The organism is Nocardia sp. PE-7 (assembly GCF_030486425.1).
In the GTDB taxonomy this organism is placed as follows: domain Bacteria; phylum Actinomycetota; class Actinomycetes; order Mycobacteriales; family Mycobacteriaceae; genus Nocardia; species Nocardia salmonicida_A.
Genome location: NZ_CP129614.1, coordinates 5034768 through 5052359, shown reverse-complemented (window position 1 = coordinate 5052359; position 17592 = coordinate 5034768). Strand labels below are relative to the sequence as shown.

Here is a 17592-nt window from a genome sequence, read left to right as displayed (position 1 = left end):
ACGTGTCCCCAGAAGGAGGTCGACGAAGACCGATGCCGAACATCGTCGTACTCATCAAGCAGGTCCCCGACACCTGGTCCGAGCGCAAGCTGACCGATGGTGACTACACCCTCGATCGCGAGGCCGCCGACGCGGTGCTCGACGAGATCAACGAGCGCGCCGTCGAGGAAGCGCTGCTGATCAAGGAGGCTCAGGGCGGTGAGGTCACCGTGCTGGCCGCCGGTCCCGACCGCGCCAACGAGGCCATCCGCAAGGCGCTGTCCATGGGCGCCGACAAGGCCATCCACATCAACGACCCGGCGATCCACGGCTCCGACGCCGTGCAGACCGCCTACGTGCTGGCCGCCGCGCTCGGCCAGGTCGAGGGTGTCGAGCTGGTCGTCGCGGGTAACGAGGCCACCGACGGCCGCGCAGGTGCCGTGCCCGCGATCATCGCGGAGTACATCGGCATCCCGCAGCTGACGCACCTGCGCAAGCTCACCGTCGACGGCGACAAGATCACCGGCGAGCGGGAGACCGACGAGGGTGTCTTCAAGCTCGAGGCGTCCCTGCCCGCGATCGTCTCGGTCACCGAGAAGATCAACGAGCCTCGCTTCCCCTCCTTCAAGGGCATCATGGCCGCGAAGAAGAAGGAAGTTCTGGTCTTCACCCTGGCCGACCTGGGCGTCGACCCGGAGACCGTCGGTGTCGCCAACGCGGGCACCAAGGTCACCGGTGCCACCCCGAAGCCGGCTCGCACCGCGGGCGAGAAGATCGCGGACGAGGGCGAGGGCGGCAACCAGATCGCGTCCTACCTCATCGGTCAGAAGATCATCTGATCCGGCGCCGTCCGAGACTTCTAAGGAGAAAGAACTAATGGCTGAAGTACTTGTGCTCATCGAGCACGCCGACGGTGCCGTGAAGAAGGTCAGCACCGAACTGCTCACCGCCGCCCGTGCGCTGGGCGAGCCCGCCGCCGTCGTGACCGGCCCCGCCGGTACCGCCGACAAGCTGGCCGCCGCGCTGGCCGCCGGTGGCGCCGAGAAGATCTATGTCGCCGAGTCCGACGACATCGAGGGCTTCCTGGTCACCCCGAAGGTCGACGTCCTGGCCGGCCTGGTCGATTCCGCCGCGCCCGCCGCCGTGCTGGTCGCCGCGTCCGCCGAGGGCAAGGAGGTGTCGGGCCGCCTCGCCGCGCGCATCGGCTCCGGTCTGCTCGTCGACGTCATCGGCGTCAACGCCGACGGCACCGCCGTGCACTCCATCTTCGGTGGCGCGTTCACCGTGGAGGCCAAGGCCACCGGCGACGTGCCGGTGATCTCGATCCGTCCGGGCGCCATCGAGTCGGCTCCGCAGGCCGGCGCGGGCGAGCAGGTCGTCGTCGAGGTTCCGGCGCAGGAAGACGGCGTCGTGAAGGTCATCTCGCGTGACCCGATCGTCGGTGGCGACCGCCCCGATCTCGCCGAGGCGAGCATCGTGGTCTCCGGTGGCCGCGGCGTCGGTTCCGCCGAGAACTTCTCGGTCGTCGAGGCGCTGGCCGACTCGCTGGGTGCCGCCGTCGGCGCCTCGCGTGCCGCCGTCGACTCGGGCTACTACCCGGGCCAGTTCCAGGTGGGTCAGACCGGCAAGACGGTCTCCCCCCAGCTCTACATCGCACTCGGCATCTCCGGCGCCATCCAGCACCGCGCCGGCATGCAGACCTCGAAGACCATCGTCGCTGTCAACAAGGACGAGGAAGCACCCATCTTCGAGATCGCCGACTACGGTATCGTGGGCGACCTGTTCAACGTCTCCCCGCAGCTGACCGAAGCCGTCAAGTCCCACAAGGGCTGATCGCCACCGGTTGAGTCGACCTCGGCCCGCGACATCTGTTCCTGCGTCCGCGCAGATCGGTTTCGCGGGCCGTTGCCGTTTCTCCGACTATCGCGGCGCTATGTCCCCGGTCGGCGAAGTGCTGTCACCGTCGAACACTCCCTCCGAAATGGAGGCGAAGAAGGCCCGCTACGCAGGTGCCGGAATTCCTTCGTATCGGGAAGCCGACCTGACGCCGGATCTGACCGGTATCGGAGCCCTTCGCGTGTACATCCTCGAGGTCGGTCACGCTGACCTCCCGGCCGGCGTACGCCCGCTCCGCCACGCCAACTACCTACTGGCCGGCGAGTGGGTCCCCGAATCCGGCGCGGGCATCTCCTTCCCGTACCCCTTCTCGATCGAAATCCCCTGGGCCGCGTCGGCTTTCTGACAGCGGGCCGACTTGCGTGCCCGCGTTTCCGGTGCGGCAATCCGCAATATCTGAATCATATTTGTTTTAGATTATCGGTATCGAGCAGTGTCGAGCGACTCTGCCGAAGTCGCGGAGGAGTTTCGTGAAGCGTCTGATAATCGTGGGCGTGCTGGCGGTTATGTCATCGACCGTCGGTGCCGGGATCGCGTCGGCCCAGTCGCCAGCGGAAGCTCGGGTTGTATCGGGCTCGCTCGGAACTGGATCCGCCGCCATCGGGAGCACCAGCTTCGACACGATCGATGCCAACCTCTCATTAATTCTCCGGTGTACGCTGTTGCCCTCGCTGAGCGGCGCGCCGCGGTGTACGGGCTAGCATCGCGACAGCGACTCGCACCGGCGGGAGGTGACCGACTGTCTTCGGGTTTCGGCGTAGTCACGCCGCCCTCGGCGGGCGGCGCGGACCGGAGCGGAGATCCGACCTCGTCAGCGGCTGTTGCCCGTAGATCCAGCCGTTGAGTTCTGTTGCCGAAGTGCTTGCGCCCGACGTGGATCGCGATCCCTGTAGCGTGCAAGTTGTGTTGGAATCGGGGGCGGGCTTCGCTGGATATCGCTTGGAACGGGTGCTCGGGCAGGGCGGGATGGGGACGGTCTACCTGGCCGAGCATCCTCGGTTGCCGCGCAGTGTCGCGCTGAAACTGTTGAATCGGGAGTTCTCGGCCGATCAGGAATTGCAGCGGCGGTTCGAGCGGGAGGCCGATGTCGTTGCGCAGCTGGATCATCCGAGCATCGTCGGGGTGTACGACCGTGGCCGCGACGAAGGGTATCTGTGGATCGCGATGCAGTTCATCCGCGGAACCGATGCCGCCACGTGGGATTCGCGTGCGCACGAGCCCGGGGTCACCGCACGCCTGATCGGCGAGACGGCATCGGCACTCGATTACGCGAACCGGCACGGAGTGCTGCACCGCGACGTCAAGCCGGGCAACATCCTGATCGCCGATGCCGAACACGGCCGGGAGATCCGCGCGGTACTCACCGATTTCGGGATCGCCCGGGTCGCCACCGCCGACACCCAGCTCACGGCCACCGGCACCTTTACGGCCACCCTCGCCTACGCCTCACCCGAACAACTCTCCGGGGAGATCGTCGACCACCGCAGCGACCAGTACTCGCTGGCCTGCACCCTGTTCGCGATGTACGCCGGGTATCCGCCCTACACCGCGACCAACCCCGGCCAGGTGGTGGCGGGACACCTGTCGCACCCGGTGCCGCGACTCACCACGGTGCGAACGGATCTGCCGCCTGCGGTCGACGGCGTCATCGCCCGCGCGATGGCCAAGCGGCGTGACGAGCGCTTCGGCAGCGCAACGGAATTCACCGACGCGATCCGGGATGCCCTCGAGGGCAGGCACGTCGTCGCGCCGACCGTGCGTCAGCCGTGGACCGACCCCGCGCACCAGGTCCCAGGATCCGGTGAACACGCGCAGCGACCGTGGGGCGATTCCCAACTGGGGCACGGTTTCGGTGGACATCCACAGCAGCCCGCCTTGTCGGCATATGGCTCCGGTGGACATGTGCAGCAGCACAGCCCGCAGGTGCTCGGCTCCGGTGGGCACGCGCAACCCGGCTGGGGAGGTGCGGAATACGTTGCGCCGGTGGCTGATCCGCGGATGTACCCGATGGCGGCGGGCAACCAGTGGTACCCGACGCCCGTCGGCGGCCCGGAGCCGTCGAAAGCCGCCGCCTTCTTCGTCGGCATCGTGACGCTGCTGTTCAGCCTGTCGATCGCCGCCTTCCTGGTCTACGGCATCACCGAGACGCTGAAGGAGATCGACGAGGGCAAGGATCCGAGCGGATCCTTCATGGCGATCGCGATTCTCACGGTCGTCGTCGCGTTCACCGGCAGCGGTGCCATCCTGCTGCTCTGTGCGCGCACCGCCGGTCGGGTCATGTCGATCATCTCGGCGGTGCTCGTCGGGATCTTCGCCCTCTTCGGGGTCATCGGGTCCGCGATCGGCGAGGTCTATGCCGCGACCGCGGGCGCCGCCGCGGTGTTCGTCCTCGCGGCGGCGTTGGTCGGTTTCGGTGCGTCGTCGTCGACCGGGCGCTGGATCCGCTACCGCAAGGCGGTGCGCGAAAGTCGGTGGCGATGACGGGAAGCGGCGTGCGCGGTGGTCAGTAGGGTGGGTTGATGTCGTTGGGGCGTATGCCGGTGGTGTTGCCGTCCTCGGTCGAGGACACGGTTCGCGCGGTGTTCGGGGCCGCCGGGGCACGATGGATCGATGAGTTGCCCGATGTGGTGGCGGGGTTGGCCGCTCGGTGGGGGTTGACGGAGTTCTCCGCGCCGTTCGGTGGTGGAACGCATGCCTATGTCACGTCCGCGCGGCGCGAGGACGGCGCGTGGGTGGTGTTGAAGGTGCCGATGGTCGACGAGGAGAACCTCGCCGAAGCCACCGCTTTGCACAGCTATGACGGCGACGGTGCGGTCCGGCTACTCGATTTCGACCCGGACAGTGGTGCGCTGCTGCTCGAATGGGCCCGTCCTGGAACGGAATTGCTCACGCAGCCGGGGTTCCCGAGCCTCGAAGGCCGACCGGAGAACGCCGACAAGGTCGCGTTCGCCTGCGGGCTCTATCGCCGCCTGCGTCGTCCCCCGACCGCGGTTCCCATCGGCTTCCCGGAACTCCCCGAGGTCACCGACATCGTGGCCGGTCTCCACGCACGCCTGGAGGATCCGGAACCCGGACTGGCCGAACATATCTCACCGGTGCTCGGAGAGCGGGTAGCGCACTGGTGTGCCGCATTGAGCGCCCCGACCGACGAACTGCTGATCGTCAACCGCGACACCCACCTCGGCAATATCGTTGCCGCCGAACGCGAACCGTGGCTTCTGATCGATCCGAAACCCTGTCTCGGCGAAGCCGCCTTCGACGCGGGGTTCCTGATCATGATCCAGGTGCAGTCTTCGCCGACCCCCGAGCACGCGGGCGCCGTCGTCGTCACCACCGCGCGGCACCTCGAAGTCCCGGTCGACCGCGCGGGCGGCTGGGCCTTCCTGCGCGCGATCGAGGAGATCGTCTGGTCGGTCGAGGACGGTGACGACGAAACCCTGCCACTGCACCTGGCGGTCGCGACGGCGCTGGCCGGCGATCCGTGGCGATCCGGCGACCCGACCTGACCACACGCGGGGTCGCTCACCGTCGGTGCAGAGCGTCCAGCAGGGTCCGCACGATCGGATTCTCCCTGGCCTCCTCGCGCAGGACAGCCGACACCGGGATGCGCAGCCGGTGGTCGGTGAGGTCGAGGGTGAGCAACCCCTTCGTCGGTCCCTCGTAGAGGATCGTCCAGGATTCGGGACGGTTGAGCAGTTCCATCGTGGCGGTGTGGTCCGGCGGGATCGGCGGGCCGAAGGTGGGGCCGGTCGGGAGGTCGGCGAAGGCCGAGCGGATCAGTGTGTGCAACAACACCTGTTCCTGCTCGGGCGGGAGCAGCAGGGGATAGGGGCTCAGATCGGCGAGGGTCACCGCGCCGCGTTCGGCCAGCGGATGATTGCTCGAGATGGCGATCACCAGGTCCTCGACCCACAGCTGCTCCACCGCGAGACCGGGCTGGTCGACGCTGCCGCGGATCAGCGCCAGATCGCAGTCACCGTCGGACACCGCCGTGATCCGCTGACGGAACGGCTTGATCACGTACTCGATCTCGGCGTCGGGGTGCGCGGCCCGCGCGGTGGCGATCGCCGACAGCGACGGCGCGGCGAAAGACATGTTCGCGGCCAGGCGAATGCGCGGCCCGGTGGTGCGCACGGCGGCGCGGATCGCCGATTCCAGGCTCAGCATCTGCTTGGCCAGCGGCAGCAGCCGCAGGGTCGCGTCGGTGGGGACCACGGCGCGGGTGGTGCGCTCGAACAGTTGCGCGCCGAGGTCACGTTCCAGTCTCGCGATCTGATGGCTGATCGCGGATTGGGAGATGAAGCAGCGGTTGGCCGCGCGGCTGAAACTGAGCTCCTCGCAGACGGCCACGAAGTAGGCCAACTGTCGAAGTTCCACCAGGTACCTCCCATTGATTAGTTATACAGATAAGAGTCATCTCTAGTATGCGCCCAGGCAGTGGAAACATCTTCGTTCCGCATCGCGTTTACTCATAGGAAAGGATTTATTACCGATCTGGAACGCGATCTTGGAGCGAGTGATCATGGAACACACAGATGTCGTCATCGTCGGCTCGGGCTTCGGAGGCCTGGCCGCAGCCAAGCAACTGGCCAAGTCACGAGTCGGTGTCGTGCTGATCTCGAGCACGCCCGAGCACCTGTTCCAGCCGCTGCTCTATCAGGTGGCGACCGGCGTGCTCGCGCCCGAGGAGATCGCGCCGCCGATCAAGAACGTACTGCGCCGCCACCCCGAGATCGACGTCCGCCTCGGCAAGGTCACCGGCATCGACGCCGACAACGCGGTCCTCACCTACGAGACCGCCGACGGCCCCCGCCAGATCGCCTACGCCTCGCTGATCGCCGCCACCGGCGCCAGCCAGAGCTACTTCGGCCGCGACGACTTCGCCGAGAAGACCTACTCGCTCAAGACCATCGACGACGCCCAGCGCCTGCGCGACCAGATCGCCCACGTGTTCGCCCTGGCCGAGAACGCCGACGAGGTGACCAGGCACCGGCTGCTCAGCTTCGTGGTGGTCGGCGCGGGCGCGACCGGCGTCGAGGTGGCGGGCCAGATCAAGGAACTCGCGAAACGGCACTTCCACCAGCAGGTCTCGGTCACCCTGGTCGAGGGCGCGAATGCGGTGCTGCCGCCCTTCGGCGGCGGGCTCTCGGAGTACGCGAAGCGCTCGCTCACCGACAGCGGCGTCGAGGTGCTGCTGGGAACCTTCGTCACCGATATCGACGAGGGCAAGGTGACGGTCAAGGACAAGGACGGCATGGAGCGCCGGATCGCCGCCGAGACCGTGGTGTGGTCGGCGGGCGTGCAGGTCGGCGGCTTCGCGACCCTGCTGGCCGAGGCCACCGGCGCCGAGACCGACCGCGCGGGCCGCATCCTGATCAACCCCGACCTGACCGTCGGCGGCCACGCCGACATCTACGCCATCGGCGACATGACCTCGCTCAACGGCTACCCCGGCCAGTCGCCGGTCGCCATGCAGGAGGGCCGCCACGCCGCCGACATCATCCGTCGCAAGAAGGACGCGGGCACGCCCTTCGTCTACTGGGACAAGGGCAGCATGGCCGTGATCAGCCGCTTCAGCGCGGTGGTGAAGCTCAACGAGCGCGTCACGTTCAAGGGCACTATCGCCTGGGCGATGTGGCTGGCCGTGCACCTGATGTACCTGGTCGGCTTCCGCAACCGCTTCGCCGCGGTGGCGGGCTGGCTGGTCGCGTTCATCGGGACGGCCCGACCCGGTTTCGATGATGTGACCGAGGCGAAGATCGACGCCGAACCGGACACTGTGCGCGAGAACAAGGCCGAAGCTCGCGAGCACGTCGCAGTCTGACGCTCCGATCCTCACCGAAACAACAACGACCCGTCACCCTGGTGACGGGTCGTTGTTGCTGTTGCGGGGATGCGGTCCGGGGTCGGGTGGACGAATCAGCGAGGTTCAGGAGGGTGCGGTCGTCGCGAACGTGGGCACGCTGGCGAGCAATTTCTGGGTATAGGCCTGTACCGGATTCCCGTAGATCTGTGCGCAGGAGCCGGATTCGACGACCTTGCCGTGGCGCAGCACCGCCACCGCATCACTGACATGGCGCACCACCGCCAGGTCGTGCGAGATGAACAGCATCGTCAATCGGAGACGTTCACGCAGATCGAGCAACAGATTGAGGACCTCGGCCTGCACCGAGCAATCCAGCGCGGAGGTGATCTCGTCGGCGATGATCACCTCCGGCTCCACCGCCAAAGCACGCGCCACCGCGATCCGCTGACGCTGGCCGCCGGAGAATTCGTGCGGATAGCGCTGGGCGACAGCGGGATCGAGCGACACTGTTTCCAGCCAGCGCCCGATCGCCTCGGTGTGTCTGCGCGGATTGGCGCGGGCCGGATCGATGGCTTCGGCGATGGCGGCACCGATGGTCATGCGCGGGTTCAGCGAGGCGTAGGGATCCTGGGAAATTAACTGCACACGTCGCCGCAACCGACGTGACGGCTGCGTGGTGAGCGACTGACCATCGAGGGTGATCTGTCCGGCACTCGGTGCCAACAGTCCGACCACAGCCTTGGCGATGGTCGATTTGCCCGACCCCGATTCGCCGACCAAGCCCAGGGTTTCGCCGGTCGGCACCCGAAGTGTCACGTTGTCGACCACGGTGACCGCGCGCCGGGCGGAGCCGTACGAGACGGTGAGTCCGACGATTTCGAGTCCACCGCTCATCGCGCCGGAACCTCCTGTGCAAGTGGGGAATTGACTACATGGCAGGCGACACCGTCGATCCGGGGCGGTAGCTCGGCTTCGCATCGTGGTACCGCGAGCTGGCAGCGTGGCGCGAACGCGCAACCTGGCGGCCTCTCCGCGGGGGCGGGCGGGCGACCCGGAATGGTCGCCAACCTACCGCTGGACGTGTTGCCGTCGAGAGTGGGGCTGGCCGCCAACAAGGCCCGGGTGTACGGATGCTGAGCCCGCCCGGCCCGCAGCTCCTCGGCGGTCAACTCCTCGACGACGCGACCCGCATACATCACGACCACGCGATGGCACAGCGTGCCGACCACGCCGATGTCGTGGGAGATGAACAGCATGCCGGTGCCACGGTCGTTGATCTCGCGCAACAGGTCGAGCACTTCCGCCTGCACCGTCACATCCAGCGCCGTGGTCGCCTCGTCGGCGATGATGAGCCGCGGATCGGGCAACACGGCCGCGGCGATCATCGCTCGCTGACGCATCCCACCCGAGAGCTGATGGGGGTACTGGCCGAGCACGGTCTCGGGTTCGCGCACATGCACTCGCCGCAACGCGTCGGCCGCCGCAGCCATGGCAACGCGGCGGCTCGTCTTGCGATGTACGCGAAGCACTTCGATGAGCTGACTACCGATGCGCTGCGCCGGATTGAACGACGCCGACGGATCCTGGTAGACGATGCCGATCGCCGTTGCCAACCGCACCGGATCACTGTCGGCGGCGGTCAGGTCGAGCCCGTCCAGATCTAGACAGGCCGCCCTGATACTCAGTCCGTCGGGCAGCAATCGTGCCACCGCCATCGCCGTGAGTGACTTGCCCGAGCCGGATTCGCCGACGAGACCGACGATTTCACCCGGCGCCACCTGTAGCGAAACCGAATCGACCAGACGGACACCGTTGTCCAACTCGATGCTGAGATCGGTCATCGTCAACAACGCATCGGGCGAGGGATCCTGTGGGGCGATCGGTTTGGGAACCGCCGTCACACGCCGTTGCTCGGCGCGTTCGCGCGGATCGAGAGTGGCGGCCAAACCGTCGCCGATGAGCGATGCGAACACGCCCGTCATTGTGATGGCGACAGCGGGCCCGAGCGCCTCCGACGGGGTGGTGTAGAGCGAACGCAGGCCACCGTTGAGCATCGAGCCCCAGTCGAATTGGGGGTTCTGCACACCGAGACCGAGGAACGACAGCCCCGAGAGGGCTACCAGTACCTGCGCGTACGCGGAGGACAGCAGCACCAGCAGCGGCCCGGCGATATTCGGTAGCAAGTGCCTGCTCATCACCCTCCCCGGTGAGACGCCGAGTAGCTTTGCGGCAGAGACGAAGTCGTGGCCTGCGATCGACCCGGCGAGGTTGGCGGTGAGCCGCGCGAACGACGGTGAACCACCGAGCACGATGGCGATCACCGAGGCTGTCGGTCCCGCGCCGAGAATGGTCGCCACCACGAGCGCCATGATCAACGTCGGCGCGGTGACCATGATGTCGATGATCCGCAGTCCGATTTCGCGGACTCGCGGCCCGGACACCCAGACCGCGGTGCCGATCGCGATACCGAGTGCCGCCGCCAGCGCGGTCGCCACGGTGGTCAGCACCAAGGTGAGCCGGGCCGCGACCAGGGTGCGTGCCCAGACATCGCGCCCGAGTGAGTCGGTGCCGAGCCAGTGCTCGGCACTGATCCCCGCCCGCACGGTCGACGACATGGCGGCGGCCGCGTCGCCGAGCAGGGGCGGCGCGATCAGGGCGACGAGTGCGACGGCGGCGAAACCGATCGCACCGATCACCAGCGAGGGATGGGGACGGGTCTTCATCGGTTACCTCCGACCAGCGACGAGCGCGGATCGAGGATCGCCAGCGCGACATCGACCAGCAGGTTGAGTACAGCGGCCAGCAGACCGAGAACCAATACGCAGCCCTGGATCACCGGGTAGTCGCGCACCAGCAGTGCGTCTACCACCCGCTGCCCGATCCCCGGCCACGCGAACACCGTTTCCACGATCACCGTGCCACCCAGCATCGAGGCGAGCACCAAACCACTCAAGGTCATGACGGCGGTGAGCAGGTTGGGGAGCACGTGGCGGGTGTACAGGCGCAGCGAGGGCAGGCGCCTGCCGCGTGCGGTGCGGATGTAGTCCTGAGCCAGCACGGTTCCGGCTTCGCGCCGCACCACCCGTGCCATCACACACATGCTGGGCAGGCTGATGGCCAGCACGGGCAGGATCACCGATTGGGTGGTCTGCGCGCCGCCCGCGGGCAGCACCCCGAGCGTGATCGCGAAGACGACCACCAGCGCGGTGCCGACCACGTATTCCGGTACGGCACCGAGCAATCCGGTGGACAGGGTGAAGGCCCCGTCGGTGCGTCGACTGTGCCGCGCGGCGACCGCGATGCCGAGGGGCAGCGCGATCGCCAGGACCAGGACCAACGAGAACACGGCCAGCTGCGCGGTGAACGGCAGCCGCGCCGCGATCACATCCGAGACCGCCTCCCGAGTCTGGAACGAACGACCGAGGTCACCCTGCAGCAGACCAGACACATAGTCGAAGAAGCGGGTGAGTACCGGGCGGTCGAGCCCGAGTTCCGCCCGGATCCGGGCGATGTCGGCCTGGGTCGCGTTCTGACCCGCCAGCGATTCGGCCGGATCACCGGGAATGAGCTGAATCATGCCGAAGGTGACCACGACGAGCACCACCGCAACCGCGAGGAGTCCGGCCGCGCGGCGCAGCGCGAAGCCGAGCCACCCCGTCACGAGCCGATCCGCAGGGTGCTGAGGTCGATCTGACCGTTGGGGATATGCGCCCGCACACCCTCGCTGAACACGTAGCGCACGTTCAGCGTCGACAACGGCACGATGTCGACGGCGCTGAGCAGACCCGCCTGCCCCTGCTGCCAGGCGGTGCATTTGGCCACCTGGTCGGTGGTGACGACGGCCGCGCGCAGACCCTGGTCGAAGGCGTTGTTGTGCGTCGCGCCGTAGTTGCGCCCCTGGGGCGGTTCGGCACCGGTGAGCAGGTTCGACGCGGTGAGCAGCGTGGTCGACAGCGAAGCCATCACATTGATGTCCCAGTCACCGCCGGGCAGCACCGACGACGCCCAGGTGTTGTTGTCGACATTGACCAGCTTCACCTCGGCGCCCGCCGCGCGCAGTGCCTCGGCGACATAAATGTTGCCCGCACCGTCGGCGATCGCGTTGGTGCCCGTGACCGTGATCTTTTTGCCCGTCAGGACGCGGGTGGCGGAGGCGAGGTCGTGCTGGGTCAGCAGGGCGTCGTCGGTGTTGGCGCAGACGTTGGCGGTGCTGTCGACATAGCTCTTCAGCAGCGTTCCCGAGCCGCCGAGAACCCTGTCGTAGGCCTTGGCGTCCATGGCTCGCGCCACGGCTTTGCGGAATTCCGCGTCGGCACCGGGCTTGCTCGCGCGCTGGTTGAAGAGCAGGAAGTTACGGACCATCGGCGCGGTTGCGGTGTCGAATCCTTGCTCCAGCCGGGAGCCGTCGGGACCGGTGAAACCGGCGAAGTCGAGCTGACCGGTCTGCAGGAGATTGGCCGCGGCCGATTCACTCTTGACGATGCTGATCTCGATCGTGGCGGGCGAGCGACCGGACCGGTCGGCGGCGAAAGCGGGAAAAGCGTCGAATCCCTTGCGCAGGGACGCGGTGTAGCGGGAGCCGCGTTCGCTCGCGGTCAAGACGTAGGGGCCGGTGCCCGCGCCCGGCACCGAGCCGGTCGCAAGGCCGGTGGGGTCGTCCAGACCGGGCTTGCAGATGATGCCCGCGTTGACCAGGCCCAGCGAGGGGAGCAGCTCCGACCACGGGGTGGCCATGCGCACCGAGACGGTGCCCGCGATGTCGTCGCCGGTGATGGTGGTCTTGTCTCCGGCGTTGGCCGCGCCGAATGTGTACGCCGCGCCCGGGGCGGTCCTGCGGAAGTAGTCCAGCGAGGCCGCGATCTGGCCTGCGGTGAGCGGGGCGCCGTCGGAGCAGGTCAGGCCCTTGTTCAGGGTGAAGGTTGCCTGCGTCGCGGTGACGTCCCAGCTGGCGGCCAGGCGTGGGACAACGACGTTCTTGTCGTCGAGGCCGACCAGCGTCGAGTAGAGCAGGCGATCGAAGGCGTAGTCGGAGGAGCCGGCCGCCCGCGCGGGATCGAAGCTACCCAGATCCGAGGTCAAGGCCAGGCGCACGGTCGCCTCGGATGCCGCCGAGCCGGTCTGTGATGTCGTGCACGCGGCGAGCGTCGCGACCGCCGCGACACACGCTGCGGCGAAGAGGGGACGTTTCATGCGAACTCCTTGATGCGTGAGGTGACATCAAGGAATCAGTGCCGCTGCCGCGCCCCGGTCTATCGCAACTATCAGCCGTAGCGAATCTCGGTGTGCCGAGAATCGGCATTCGGAGTCCACATGCTGCGGATATTCGCCATGGGACGGGTCCGGATCGTGGCTGGGGCCCGACTGGCGCCGTGCTACCGGTGGTGCGCCGAATTCTATGGTGCGACAGCGGTGCCGACTGAAGCGGAACGTCTGCGCAGAATATCGACGAGGGCGGCTTCGGCGCTCGAGGCCGCACTGTCTTCCCAGCGCCCGATCGGAATGTGGCGCAGGTAGCGTCCACCCGGGTCGAGCAGTGTGGCGCCGATCTTCAACGGCCACAATGCCATCGAACGATCAGCGATGGTCAGTTCCGGCATGGCGTCGGTGAGACGCGCCTCGAACGCGGGCATGTCGGCCATCGTGCGCAGCCAGACATTGAAGATCAGGTTGCGTGGACCGGTCAGCGAGTAACACATGCGGGTCTCGCGCATCGCCGCGATGGCGTTGCCGATCTCCGGGACGTGCGAGAGTGGCGCGGCGGCCCAGAAGGTGACGCTGAGCGGCCAACCGGAGATGAAACGGGCCACCTCGCAGCGATACGCGATGGCATTGTCGTGCTCGAGCCGCGCCATCCGCCTGCGCACGGTGGTCGGGCTCATCTCGGTGCGCTCGGCCAGCGTGGTGACCGATTGGCGGCAGTCGCGACTGAGCTCGGTGACGAGCGGGATGTCCTCGGCACGGATCGAGCCGTAGCCGGCTGCGCGTCGGCGCGGCGAGGCGAGCAACGAAGTGTGGGCCATCCGGGCTCGATCGAGTCGCCAGCGACTGCCCTCGGTGAACGAGGTGGTCACCACCTGGGAGCGGGTGGTGACCACGCCGTCGAGCGTGCCGAGCCGGAAGGTGATGTAGCGGGCCAAGGACGCGTGGTCGAAGAACACTGCGGTGATCAAGAGGTCGCGCGCGCCCGTGGTGAGTTCGACGGTCACCAGGTTCACGTCGAGCGCGAGTTCGGCCGACACCTCGTGTAATCGTCCCGGCGCGCAGTCGATTTCGATGATGGCGAGCAACGGTGATACGCCGTCGATACTGATCGGGTAGCAGGTGAGCCAGGCCAGCCCCGCGCTCTGCAGGCGCGTCCAGCGGCGTGCGGCGGTGGAGCCGTCGATGCCGAGCGCGCGCCCGATCTGCTGCCACTGCGCCCGCGGTGCGACCTGCAGTGCCGCCACCAATTGGTAGTCGAGTTCGTCCAGGGTGGCGGAATTCTGCATCGTTGAACCTTTCGGTGGCGAGTTCCGGCGAATCGTATCGGCCTGGCGACTCGGTCGGCACCTTGATGATGCTCGCCGCGCACATCGAGCGACCACCCGGCCGTCGACCGCCACTGATCCGAAGGACACCACTGTCGTGAACGACATCAGCACGCCACCCACCCCATCCCTGCTCGCCGGTCTCGGTCACTCGATCGCCGCAGCACCCACCGAGGACCGATGGCAGCAGCTGTACCGGCAGTTGCACGCCCATCCGGAACTGTCGGGCGTGGAATTCGCGACCGCGAGCCTGGTGGCCGAACAACTGCGCGCGCTACCCGGCTGGGAGGTCACCGAACGAGTTGGCGGCACCGGCGTGGTCGGGGTGTTGCGGGGCGGGCCGGGCCTGGTCGTCTGGATGCGTGCCGATATGGACGCCCTGCCGGTGCAGGAGGACTCGGGCGTCGACTACACCTCGACCATCTCGGGGGTCATGCACGCCTGCGGACACGATGTGCACGTCACCGCATTGCTCGGCGTCTGTGCGGAACTGGCCGCTGACGACACCATGAGCGGGACCGTCGTCGCGATCTTCCAGCCCGCGGAGGAAACCGGCGCGGGCGCCGTCGGCATGCTGAACGACGGTCTGCTCGAACGCTTTCCGCGTCCGGACATCTGTTTGGGCCAGCACGTCGGGCCGATGCCGGCGGGACTCGTCGTCACCCGCAGCGACATCGTGATGGCGGCGTCGGATTCGGTCCGGGTGCGGCTCACCGGCAAGGGCGGACACGGGTCGAGCCCACACTTGGCCGTGAATCCGCTGACAATGGCCGCGTCACTGGTGCTGCGCTTGGAGAGTCTGGTCGCACGACAGGCAGCCCTCGGATCCGGCCCGGTGCTCACCGCGGGGTCGTTGCACGTGGGTACGCGGCCTAACATCATCGCCGAGACCGCCGAACTCCTGCTCACCCTGCGCACGTTTTCCGAGCGTTCTCGCGAGCAGATGATGGATGCGATCCGGCGGGTCGTCGCGGCCGAGGCCGTCGCGTTCGGCGCCCCCATCGAGCCGGAGGTCGAGTTCTATCACCCCTTCCCGATGACGGTGAACACTCCGGGCGCCACCGAGCGGGTAATGGCCGAACTCGCCTCGACCGGGCTGGCCGTGCTTCCGCTACGCAATCCCCTCGCCGGTAGCGAGGATTTCGGGCTCCTCGGCACCGCGGCAGGCTGTCCGTCGGTGTTCTGGAACATCGGCGGCTTCGGCGCCGACCGATTCAGTTCGGAAGATGCCGCGTATATGCTGGCAGAAGGCACCCTGCCGGCGCATTTCCCGGCCAATCACTCGTCGCGATTCGCTCCCGATCCCGCGGTCACACTGCCCGCCGCGATCACTGCGCTGGGCACTGCGGTACGGGCGGAACTGGGTATCGGCGAACGTTTCGCGGCGGTGAAATGAACGCTCGGTGTGACTCCCATCTCGTTCACCGAACGGGCATCGACACGACACTGAGGTGTCGCTCCGATGCCAGCTCGGGCTGGCTTCATCAGCAGTATGACAATTTCGTCCGTGTTGACCGCCCCGGCGCCGGACTCCGGGGTGGGGAAATCTCGGTACTCCTTGGTCGTCGCGTCTGATGCCGAGCACCGGGAAGCCGCGCAGCGCCTGCGCTACCAGGTGTTCGCCTCCGAACCCGGTTTCCAGATGCCGGAGAACAGCACCGGCCTCGATGCCGACAGGTTCGACGAGCACTGTGACCACCTGCTGGTTCGGGACGAGTTCTCCGAACAGTTCGTCGGCTGCTACCGCATGCTGCCGCCGGACAAGGTCGACGCGGCGGGCGGGTACTACACCGCCACCGAGTTCGACCTGACCCAGCTCGACCCCACGGGCAACCGGATCGTCGAGATGGGCCGGGCCTGTGTGGTGCCCGATCATCGCAACGGCTCGGTGCTCACCCTCATGTGGGCGGGCATCCTGCACTACATCCAGCTCACCGGCTACGACTGGGTGATGGGCTGCGTGTCGGTGCCGATGCGGGATTCGCCCACCGATCCGGCCGGGGTGAACGTGCGCGGCGTGCGCGATCAGCTGCTCGGCCGCCACGCCTGCGATCCAGAGCGTCGCGTACACCCGTACAACCCGGTGATCGTCGACGGACTCTCGCTCGACCAGATGACCCCGCCGAGCCGTCCCAAGATGCCGCCGCTGCTGCGCGGCTACTTACGCCTGGGCGCCGAGATCTGCGGCGAACCGGCACACGATCCCGATTTCGCCGTCGCCGACTTCGTCGCGCTGCTCGGCATGGAAACCATCAACACCCGGTATCTGGAGCGGCTGCAGAGCGCGGCCGCCAATTTCGACGGGAAGTAAACCCATGGTGTTCGACGCGCCGCCCGCAACTCACTCTCATTCGTGGATGCCGTCGAGCCCCTGTGGTTCCGGCTGCATCGAGCCGATCGACGAGGTCGGCACCGCCAGGATGTTCGCCCGCCTGGCCGGAATCGCCGGGCTGGTGCTCAGCTTCCCGGTGTTGACCGTGGCCACCCCGAAGTCGCGCCGGGAACGGGTGCAGCGTCGCTACGCCGAGGCGGCGCTGGGTTGTCTCGGGATGCGGTTGCGCGTCATCGACAACCGCGTCCCCGAGCAGGGCGCCTCGGCGGAGGGCTTCGCCGATACCGGCACCGCGGTGATGATCGTGGCCGGGCACATCGGCTGGGCGGATGTGGTGGCGCTGGCCGCCGTCCAGCCGGTCAGCTTCGTCGCCCGTGCCGACATGGTCGAATGGCCGCTGCTGGGCAAGCTGGCGAAGCTCACTCGCGTCATCCCGATCGAGCGGGCACGTCTGCGTGAGCTGCCCGGCGTGGTCGCGCAGGTGGCGGATCGACTGGCCGCCGGTAATCGGATCGTGGTGTTTCCCGAGGGCACGACGTGGTGTGGCCGGGCCTACGGTTCGATGCGGCCCGCCATGTTCCAGGCCGCCGTCGACACCACCACGCCGGTCCAGCCGGTGCGTCTGCGCTACCTCGACAGCGACGGAATGCCCTGCACCGTCCCGGGTTTCGTGGGCAGCGATACCTTCGCCGACTCCGCGAAGCGAGTGCTGCGCAGCAAGGGCATGGTCGTCGAGATCGTGCTCGAGCCGCTCGAACATCCCGGACTCGACCGCCGGGACCTGGCCCGGCGTTGTGAGACGGCGGTGCGCGGCACCGACCGCTCTCGCCACGGGGTGGCCGACACCCAGTGGATCGAAGCGGGCAACACCCGCGTGCAGGACCCCTCGATGGCCGAGCAGGAGCAGGTTCGCCGGCCGGTAAGGGCTACTGCCTGGTAACTATTTCCGTTCGCATTCATCGACTGCCGGAGGCCGTGTGCGCGGTCTCCGGTTTTGTCGTTGGTGGCGGCGAATCGTCACGGATAGGCTGGTCCATGGTGCGGCCGCGCCT

At 67.5% G+C, this 17592-nt stretch carries 15 protein-coding genes; 9 read left to right on the top strand and 6 right to left on the bottom strand.

Translation table 11 applies throughout. From position 1 onward, the window contains the following. Positions 1-32: 32 nt before the first annotated feature. The 5 genes from QX204_RS23760 (at position 33) to QX204_RS23740 (ending at position 5381) form a co-directional block, all read left to right on the top strand. Entirely contained in the window at positions 33-818 is a 786-nt protein-coding gene (locus QX204_RS23760) for an electron transfer flavoprotein subunit beta/FixA family protein (protein ID WP_301902432.1), read from the top strand. A 37-nt stretch (positions 819-855) separates the two neighbouring features. Beyond that, complete coding sequence (locus QX204_RS23755; protein ID WP_301902431.1) at positions 856-1812, top strand: electron transfer flavoprotein subunit alpha/FixB family protein; 957 nt, start codon at positions 856-858, stop codon at positions 1810-1812. Between the two features lie 100 nt (positions 1813-1912). Next, complete coding sequence (locus QX204_RS23750) at positions 1913-2221, top strand: hypothetical protein (RefSeq protein ID WP_301902429.1); 309 nt, start codon at positions 1913-1915, stop codon at positions 2219-2221. Positions 2222-2778: 557 nt separating this feature from the next. Beyond that, on the top strand, positions 2779-4356 hold the full coding sequence (locus QX204_RS23745) for a serine/threonine-protein kinase (RefSeq protein ID WP_301902428.1): 1578 nt from the start codon (positions 2779-2781) through the stop codon (positions 4354-4356). 38 nt (positions 4357-4394) lie between these two features. Then, positions 4395-5381 (top strand): aminoglycoside phosphotransferase family protein, encoded by a 987-nt coding sequence (locus QX204_RS23740; protein WP_301902427.1) that lies wholly within the window; start codon positions 4395-4397, stop codon positions 5379-5381. A 16-nt stretch (positions 5382-5397) separates the two neighbouring features. On the opposite strand, the gene QX204_RS23735 is transcribed toward QX204_RS23740, so the two are convergent. After that, a complete protein-coding gene (locus QX204_RS23735) occupies positions 5398-6252 on the bottom strand; it encodes a LysR family transcriptional regulator (RefSeq protein ID WP_301902425.1) in 855 nt (284 codons plus the stop codon). A gap of 145 nt (positions 6253-6397) precedes the next feature. On the opposite strand from QX204_RS23735, the gene QX204_RS23730 reads away from it, so the two are divergent. Then, entirely contained in the window at positions 6398-7699 is a 1302-nt protein-coding gene (locus QX204_RS23730; protein ID WP_301902424.1) for an NAD(P)/FAD-dependent oxidoreductase, read from the top strand. A 105-nt stretch (positions 7700-7804) separates the two neighbouring features. On the opposite strand, the gene QX204_RS23725 is transcribed toward QX204_RS23730, so the two are convergent. The 5 genes from QX204_RS23725 to QX204_RS23705 all read right to left on the bottom strand — a co-directional run bounded on the left by QX204_RS23725 (position 7805) and on the right by QX204_RS23705 (position 14169). Beyond that, positions 7805-8575, bottom strand: a complete 771-nt coding sequence (locus tag QX204_RS23725) for an ABC transporter ATP-binding protein (protein ID WP_301902422.1) — start codon at positions 8573-8575, stop codon at positions 7805-7807. Next, positions 8572-10404: a dipeptide/oligopeptide/nickel ABC transporter permease/ATP-binding protein gene (locus QX204_RS23720; protein WP_301902420.1), complete on the bottom strand. Its 1833-nt coding sequence runs from the start codon at positions 10402-10404 to the stop codon at positions 8572-8574. Before QX204_RS23720 ends, QX204_RS23725 begins: the two co-directional genes overlap by 4 nt. Further along, on the bottom strand, positions 10401-11342 hold the full coding sequence (locus QX204_RS23715; protein ID WP_301902418.1) for an ABC transporter permease: 942 nt from the start codon (positions 11340-11342) through the stop codon (positions 10401-10403). The genes QX204_RS23720 and QX204_RS23715 overlap by 4 nt, the downstream gene beginning before the upstream one ends. Beyond that, positions 11339-12871 carry an ABC transporter substrate-binding protein gene (locus QX204_RS23710; protein ID WP_301902416.1) on the bottom strand — a complete coding sequence of 511 codons (1533 nt, stop codon included), beginning with the start codon at positions 12869-12871 and terminating at the stop codon, positions 11339-11341. Before QX204_RS23710 ends, QX204_RS23715 begins: the two co-directional genes overlap by 4 nt. A gap of 203 nt (positions 12872-13074) precedes the next feature. Continuing rightward, a complete protein-coding gene (locus QX204_RS23705; protein ID WP_301902414.1) occupies positions 13075-14169 on the bottom strand; it encodes an Lrp/AsnC family transcriptional regulator in 1095 nt (364 codons plus the stop codon). A 136-nt stretch (positions 14170-14305) separates the two neighbouring features. Here QX204_RS23705 and QX204_RS23700 point away from each other — a divergent pair, with 136 nt between their 5' ends. The 3 genes from QX204_RS23700 (at position 14306) to QX204_RS23690 (ending at position 17480) form a co-directional block, all read left to right on the top strand. Then, positions 14306-15604, top strand: coding sequence for an amidohydrolase (locus tag QX204_RS23700; protein ID WP_301902413.1), 1299 nt, complete (start codon positions 14306-14308; stop codon positions 15602-15604). Positions 15605-15700: 96 nt separating this feature from the next. After that, positions 15701-16519, top strand: coding sequence for a GNAT family N-acetyltransferase (locus tag QX204_RS23695; protein ID WP_301902411.1), 819 nt, complete (start codon positions 15701-15703; stop codon positions 16517-16519). Positions 16520-16565: 46 nt separating this feature from the next. Next, complete coding sequence (locus QX204_RS23690; protein WP_301902409.1) at positions 16566-17480, top strand: lysophospholipid acyltransferase family protein; 915 nt, start codon at positions 16566-16568, stop codon at positions 17478-17480. Positions 17481-17592: the final 112 nt, after the last annotated feature.

Coding starts and splice junctions, on each gene's coding strand:
- QX204_RS23725 (WP_301902422.1), bottom strand. CDS start 8,575: ATGAGCGGTGGACTCGAAATCGTCGGACTCACCGTCTCGTACGGCTCC.
- QX204_RS23755 (WP_301902431.1), top strand. CDS start 856: ATGGCTGAAGTACTTGTGCTCATCGAGCACGCCGACGGTGCCGTGAAG.
- QX204_RS23720 (WP_301902420.1), bottom strand. CDS start 10,404: ATGAAGACCCGTCCCCATCCCTCGCTGGTGATCGGTGCGATCGGTTTC.
- QX204_RS23730 (WP_301902424.1), top strand. CDS start 6,398: ATGGAACACACAGATGTCGTCATCGTCGGCTCGGGCTTCGGAGGCCTG.
- QX204_RS23750 (WP_301902429.1), top strand. CDS start 1,913: ATGTCCCCGGTCGGCGAAGTGCTGTCACCGTCGAACACTCCCTCCGAA.
- QX204_RS23690 (WP_301902409.1), top strand. CDS start 16,566: ATGCCGTCGAGCCCCTGTGGTTCCGGCTGCATCGAGCCGATCGACGAG.
- QX204_RS23710 (WP_301902416.1), bottom strand. CDS start 12,871: ATGAAACGTCCCCTCTTCGCCGCAGCGTGTGTCGCGGCGGTCGCGACG.
- QX204_RS23695 (WP_301902411.1), top strand. CDS start 15,701: ATGACAATTTCGTCCGTGTTGACCGCCCCGGCGCCGGACTCCGGGGTG.
- QX204_RS23740 (WP_301902427.1), top strand. CDS start 4,395: ATGTCGTTGGGGCGTATGCCGGTGGTGTTGCCGTCCTCGGTCGAGGAC.
- QX204_RS23705 (WP_301902414.1), bottom strand. CDS start 14,169: ATGCAGAATTCCGCCACCCTGGACGAACTCGACTACCAATTGGTGGCG.
- QX204_RS23760 (WP_301902432.1), top strand. CDS start 33: ATGCCGAACATCGTCGTACTCATCAAGCAGGTCCCCGACACCTGGTCC.